Source organism: Streptomyces sp. NPDC054849 (assembly GCF_053610945.1).
In genome coordinates this window covers 1-5,600 of record NZ_JBSGZI010000184.1, presented here as the reverse complement: position 1 = coordinate 5,600, position 5,600 = coordinate 1, and the positions used below count along the sequence as shown (strand labels likewise).

General features: G+C 73.6%; 7 protein-coding genes. 5 read left to right on the top strand and 2 right to left on the bottom strand.

What is annotated here, in order from left to right; genetic code table 11:
• Window positions 1–314: 314 nt before the first annotated feature.
• Window positions 315–746 (top strand): hypothetical protein, encoded by a 432-nt coding sequence (locus ACWGIF_RS37695; protein ID WP_453504353.1) that lies wholly within the window; start codon window positions 315–317, stop codon window positions 744–746.
• Here ACWGIF_RS37695 and ACWGIF_RS37690 read toward each other — a convergent pair.
• Complete coding sequence (locus ACWGIF_RS37690) at window positions 727–1,431, bottom strand: FadR/GntR family transcriptional regulator (protein ID WP_453504351.1); 705 nt, start codon at window positions 1,429–1,431, stop codon at window positions 727–729. The genes ACWGIF_RS37695 and ACWGIF_RS37690 overlap by 20 nt on opposite strands.
• 162 nt (window positions 1,432–1,593) lie before the next feature.
• Between ACWGIF_RS37690 and ACWGIF_RS37685 the strand changes: the two genes are divergently transcribed.
• From ACWGIF_RS37685 to ACWGIF_RS37670, 4 genes are all read left to right on the top strand, one after another.
• The gene (locus ACWGIF_RS37685; RefSeq protein ID WP_453504349.1) at window positions 1,594–2,943 is read left to right on the top strand and encodes a CynX/NimT family MFS transporter; all 1,350 of its coding nucleotides are present in this window, start codon (window positions 1,594–1,596) and stop codon (window positions 2,941–2,943) included.
• 5 nt (window positions 2,944–2,948) lie between these two features.
• Window positions 2,949–3,068, top strand: coding sequence for an SGM_5486 family transporter-associated protein (locus ACWGIF_RS37680; protein ID WP_327261826.1), 120 nt, complete (start codon window positions 2,949–2,951; stop codon window positions 3,066–3,068).
• Between the two features lie 139 nt (window positions 3,069–3,207).
• Window positions 3,208–3,429 carry a hypothetical protein gene (locus ACWGIF_RS37675; RefSeq protein ID WP_453504347.1) on the top strand — a complete coding sequence of 74 codons (222 nt, stop codon included), beginning with the start codon at window positions 3,208–3,210 and terminating at the stop codon, window positions 3,427–3,429.
• Window positions 3,430–3,512: 83 nt separating this feature from the next.
• Window positions 3,513–4,034, top strand: a complete 522-nt coding sequence (locus ACWGIF_RS37670; RefSeq protein ID WP_453504346.1) for a SixA phosphatase family protein — start codon at window positions 3,513–3,515, stop codon at window positions 4,032–4,034.
• A gap of 93 nt (window positions 4,035–4,127) precedes the next feature.
• Here ACWGIF_RS37670 and serB read toward each other — a convergent pair whose 3' ends face one another.
• Window positions 4,128–5,327 (bottom strand): phosphoserine phosphatase SerB, encoded by a 1,200-nt coding sequence (serB, locus tag ACWGIF_RS37665; RefSeq protein WP_453504344.1) that lies wholly within the window; start codon window positions 5,325–5,327, stop codon window positions 4,128–4,130.
• Window positions 5,328–5,600 lie beyond the last annotated feature (273 nt).

Genomic DNA, 5,600 nt, shown 5'->3' with positions numbered 1-5,600 from the left:
GCCGCGCTCTCCTTCCGGGAGGCGCGGCCGCCGCCGTTTGCGCGGGCCGGAGTGCGCCGGGATCGGGTCGGACCGCGCCGGGGTGGGTCGGGGGCGGAGCCAGGAGCGGGCCAGGAGCGGGCCTGGACCGGGCCTGGACCGGGCCCGAGGCGGGTCGGGGGGTGGGCCTGGCCCCGGGTCGGGGGCGGGCCTGCGTCGCACGCTCGATCGCATGTTCACCGTCTGGCCGGATCTTCCCGAGTCGAAAACCATGACAGATGCCTGCAAACTGGCGAGGTCGGGATCTTCCCGGCTCCTGCGGGGAGGAGGTAGGAGTGCGAGCGAGACCGAGCCGAGCGGTGTCGATACTGGTCACCTCGGTGATTCTGACCGGACTCCTGATCCCCGGAGCGGCCGCGCAGCCCGGGGAAGAAGAGTCGGCGCCCGGCCCCGAGGCGGTGGCCCCGGCCGTCGTGGAGCTCGCCGAGATCCCCGCCGAACCCCCCGCCCAGCCCTCGTGGCCCACCGCCCGGGAACTGTTCGGAGCCGACTGCGACACGGTGATCGAGGGCTCGCAGGTGACGGCGCACTGTCACAACGCCTACCCGGAGACCGACCTGGTGCGGCTGCACGTCGAGTGCGACCGCTGGTGGGACGTGGACGGCGACGGCGCCGCCGTGACCGTCGGCCCGGCCGGCCGCGTCGAGCTCGCCGGCCGCTGCTGGAAAGAGGTCCGCTCGGCGTGGGTCAGCCACCAGCGGCCGTGAGCGGGTCCCCCTCCGCGTTCCTGCCGAGGCAGGCGAACGGGTAGCCCGCCGCCTCCGAGGCCGCCGCGTCCCCGTCCCGCCGGCGGATCGCCTCGATCAGCCGTGCGTGGTCCAGATGGGCGGCGGGTTGCAGCTCGGTGCCCACGTCCGCCCGCAGCCAGTCGGCCACCAGCTCGCCGAGGTCCGCGTACAGCTCGATCAGCACGTCGTTGTGCGAGGCCGTCACCACCGCCATGTGCAGGCTCACGTCCGCCGCCACGAAGACCTCCGCGTCCCCGCCCGCCCAGGCCTCCTCCCGGCGCGCCAGCAGGGCGTCCAGCTGCACGAGGTCCCGCTCGGTCCGCCGTTCCGCCGCCAGTCGGGCCGCCGAGGACTCCAGTGTCGAACGCAGCTCGGCGACGTGCCGCGGCTCGGCCCCGGCGAAGCGCCGGTGCATGACGCCGGCCAGCTCGCTGGTCGCGATGACGTACGTGCCCGAGCCCTGCCGGATGTCGAGGAGGCCGTTGTGCGCCAGCGCCCGCACGGCCTCGCGCACGGTGTTGCGGGCGACGCCGAGCAGCTCGACGAGCTCCGGCTCGGTAGGGATGCGGGCGCCGACCGGCCACTCGCCGGAGGTGATCTGGTTCCGCAGCTGGGCGATCACCTGATCGACGAGTGCTGAGCGCCGGGGCGAGGTCAGCGGCATGGGTTCCTCTCGACTGCGACTGCGACTGCGGCTGCGGCTGCGGCTGCGGCTGCGACTGCGACCGGGCCGGGACTGGGGCTGGGGGTGGGACGGACTGGGGCCGCGACTCCAGCGGTGAAGGCGACTGGACAACCAATCATCCCATGATTCTATGATGGCTGGATGTCCGACGCAGATATCGAGACGCTCGACCAGGCCGCCGGCGGCCGCCACCCCTCCCGGCCCGCCACCGCCGAGGCCGTGGCGGCCGCCGACCGCCACGCTGCCGTCACCCCGCACGCGACGGCGCAGCCAAGCTGGCTCGGTCCGGTGCTCATCGTCGGTATCGTGCTGGCCGCCCTCAACCTGCGGCCCGCCATCACCAGTCTCGGCGCCCTCTTCGAGGAGACCCGCACGGGTCTCGGCATGAGCGGCACCGTCGCCGGACTGATCACCTCGGTCCCCGCCCTCTGCTTCGCCGTCTTCGGCGTCACCGCACCCCGGCTCTCGCGCCGCTTCGGCCCGGCCGCCGTCGTCTGCGCCGGCATGGCCGCCGTCGCCACCGGTCTGCTGATCCGCCCCTTCGCGACCGGGGCGGCCGGCTTCCTCGCCGCCAGCGCCCTGTCCCTGGCCGGCATAGCCCTCACCAACGTCCTGCTCCCGGTGATCGTCAAGCGCCACTTCCCCGACAGGGTCGGCACCATGACCGGCCTGTACTCCATGGCCCTGGCCGCCGGAACCTCGCTCGCCGCCGCCGCGACCGTCCCGCTGACCGGCGCCCTCGGCGGCAGCTGGCGCACCGGCCTGCTGGTCTGGGCCGTCCTCGCCGTGGTCGCCGTACTGCCCTGGCTGCCCATCGCCCGCACCTCCCGGCGTGCCGCCCGGGCCGCGACCGCCGCCGCCGAGGCCGGCACGGGTCCCGCCGTACGCGCCGACGCGGGCCCGCGGGTCGTCCGCAGCCGCACCGCCTGGGCCCTGGCCTGCTACTTCGGCCTCCAGGCCACGGGCGCGTACATCACCATGGGCTGGCTCCCGCAGATCTTCCGCGACGCCGGAGTGTCCCCCTCCACCGCCGGAGTGCTCCTCGCCGTCACCATGGTCATGGGCGTCCCGCTCGCCTTCGTCATCCCGGGTCTGGCCGCCCGGATGAAGAACCAGGGCGCCATCGCGGCCACCCTCGGCGTCTTCGGCCTCACCGGCTACCTGGGGCTCTGGTTCGCCCCCGCCGCCGGAGCCTGGGCCTGGGCGCTCCTCCTCGGCGTCTCCAACTGCGCCTTCCCCCTCGTCATCACCCTCATCGGGCTGCGCGCCAAGTCCCCGGCCGGCGTCGTCAAGCTCTCCGCCTTCGCCCAGAGCACCGGCTACCTCATCTCCATCCCCGGCCCCCTCGTCATCGGCGCGCTCTACCAGCACAGCGGGGGCTGGGACCTGCCGCTCGCCCTGATGGCAGGCCTGCTCGTGCCGCAGATCGCGCTGGGCGTCCTGGCCGGCCGGGACCGCACGATCGAGGACGAATGCGGCATGCGAGACTGACCGGCATGTCGCCCGTACTTGAACCGAACCCGCAGGACGGCCGCAAGAAGCTCGGCCTCGTCCTCGGCGCGATCCTCGCCGTGACCGTGATCATCTCCGTCATCGCCACGATCGCCTCGCCGTGAGGGTGGGGGTAACCCCACCACCCCTTAGGGGGTCAGGCTCAGGGTGAACTGGGGTGTGCCCCGGATGGGAACCGCCGCACCGAATCCATAGATTCGCAGGCAGCGAGCCAATCCGGTCCACACACCCACGGAGGCGGCCATGTCGGCCCCCACGCACACCAGGTCCCTCCCGTCCGGCCCCCGGGCCCGCGCCGCCGCCGGCGCGAGCGCCCGCCTGCACTGGTGGGCGCTGGCGCTGCCCGCGCTCGCCTTCGGGCTCCTGATGCTGCTCCTCGCCGGCTCCGCCGAGGCCCACGCGGCCACCGGCGAGGGCTCGGCCCTGGTCCACGTCGCCGAGGAGCTTCTGCGCGCCGTCGGCTGATCTCCCGCGCGCCCCTCACCCCCCGGGGTGAGCCCCCCAACACCCCGGCGCCCGATGGCCCGTTTCATGCGAAGCTGGGAGTCATGAGCGCCGACACACCCCGCAGGATCGCCCTCCTCCGGCACGCCAAGGCCGACTGGCCTGATGTGTCCGACCACGACCGCCCGCTGGCGGAACGAGGCCGCAAGGACGCGCCGGCCGTCGGTCTGAAGCTCGCCGAAACCGGCATCGCCTTCGACCTGGCCCTCTGCTCCACCGCCGCCCGCACCCGCGAGACCTGGAAGCTCGCCGTCCAGGAGATGCCGCACCGGCCGAAGACCCATTACGAGGAGAGGCTCTACGACGCCTCGGTGGGCGAACTCATCGCCCTGCTGAACGAGACCTCCGACGAAGTCTCCGACCTCCTCGTCATCGGCCACAACCCCGGCATGCAGGTTCTCGCCGACGCCCTCTCCGGGCGCGCGGAGCGCGACACCCTGGAGCGCCTGACCCGTACGGGGTTCCCGACCGCGGCGCTCGCCGTCATCTCCTTCACCGGTTCGTGGAAGTCCGTGGAGCACGGGGTGGGCACACTGATCGACTACTGGACCCCCAAGGGCCACTGACCGGCGCGCCGCGACGCGCGAACGGGCCCCGGCAGCCGTACCCGGCCGCCGGGGCCCGTTCTTGTCCCACGCCTGCGCGTGCGGGAGCGAGGGTCAGGCCAGGTCGGCGGCCTCGACCTCCTCGCGGGTGATCCCGAGCAGATACAGCACCGCGTCCAGGAAGGGCACGTTCACCGCCGTGTGCGCGGCCTCGCGGACCACCGGCTTGGCGTTGAAGGCCACACCCAGCCCGGCCGCGTTCAGCATGTCCAGGTCGTTGGCGCCGTCGCCGATGGCCACCGTCTGGGCCAGCGGCACCCCGGCCTCGGCGGCGAAGCGGCGCAGCAGCCGGGCCTTGCCCGCCCGGTCCACGATCTCGCCGGTGACCCGGCCCGTCAGCTTCCCGTCGACGATCTCCAGCGTGTTGGCGGAGGCGAAGTCGAGCCCCAGCCGCTCGCGCAGATCGTCGGTCACCTGGGTGAAGCCGCCGGAGACCACGCCGACCTGGTAGCCGAGCCGCTTGAGCGTGCGGATCAGGGTCCGGGCGCCGGGGGTCAGCTGCACCTCGGCGCGGACCTTGTCGACGACGGAGGCGTCCAGGCCCGCCAGCAGCGCCACCCGGGCGTGCAGCGACTGCTCGAAGTCCAGCTCGCCGCGCATGGCCCGCTCGGTGACTCCCGCGACCTCGGCCTCGCACCCGGCGTGGGCGGCGAAGAGCTCGATCACCTCGTCCTGGATGAGGGTCGAGTCCACGTCCATGACGACCAGACGCTGGGCCCTGCGGTGCAGCCCGGCCGAGACAACGGCCACGTCGACGCCGATGTGCGAGGAGGCCGTGGCCAGGGCGGTGCGCAGGGGCTCGGTCTCGACACCGGAGACGGCGAACTCCACCGCGGTCACCGGGTACTTGGCCAGCCGGAAGATACGGTCGATGTTGCCGCCGACCGAGGTGATCTTGGCGGCGATGGCCGCGGTGGACTCGGCGGTGAGCGGGTGCCCGAGCACGGTGACGTGGGAGCGGCCGCTGCCGCGCGGCCGGTTGTCACCGGTGCCGGAGAGGATCTCGGCCTGCATCTTGAGTGACTCGGCCCAGCTGTGGACGGTGGCCCGCAGGTCGCCCTCGGCTCCGCCGGCGGGCTTCGTGACGAGGGCGCACAGGACGATGCGGCCACGGGTGACGACCTGCTCGATGTCGACGACGTCGACGGAGTAGGCGGCGAGGGTGTCGAACAGCCCGGCGGTGATCCCGGGACGGTCCTTGCCGAAGATCTTGACGAGGAGGGTGGGGACGTCGGAGGTCTGCGATGCGCTCATGGTGCCCTCACCGTATCTTCCCGGCTCCCGGGACAGGACCCCCGTCCCATTCCCTGAACGCGCCGCGACCGACCACATCCAGCCCCGCGGGGCTCCGGCCGGGGCGCGGAGTCCGGAGCAGCGCTCCACTGCTGCCGCGCCGGCGATCGGGGCGTGGGGTCCGGAGCAGCGCCCCACTGCTGCCGCGCCGGCGATCGGGGCGTGGGGTCCGGAGCAGCGCCCCACTGCAGCCTCGCCGGCGTTTGAGGCGCGGGGTCCGGGGCGGGGCCCCGA

What these genes read in the sequence shown, in the direction of transcription:
- ACWGIF_RS37690 (WP_453504351.1), bottom strand. Translation starts at nt 1,431, where the DNA reads ATGCCGCTGACCTCGCCCCGGCGCTCAGCACTCGTCGATCAGGTGATC.
- ACWGIF_RS37685 (WP_453504349.1), top strand. Translation starts at nt 1,594, where the DNA reads ATGTCCGACGCAGATATCGAGACGCTCGACCAGGCCGCCGGCGGCCGC.
- ACWGIF_RS37680 (WP_327261826.1), top strand. Translation starts at nt 2,949, where the DNA reads ATGTCGCCCGTACTTGAACCGAACCCGCAGGACGGCCGCAAGAAGCTC.
- ACWGIF_RS37675 (WP_453504347.1), top strand. Translation starts at nt 3,208, where the DNA reads ATGTCGGCCCCCACGCACACCAGGTCCCTCCCGTCCGGCCCCCGGGCC.
- ACWGIF_RS37670 (WP_453504346.1), top strand. Translation starts at nt 3,513, where the DNA reads ATGAGCGCCGACACACCCCGCAGGATCGCCCTCCTCCGGCACGCCAAG.
- serB (WP_453504344.1), bottom strand. Translation starts at nt 5,327, where the DNA reads ATGAGCGCATCGCAGACCTCCGACGTCCCCACCCTCCTCGTCAAGATC.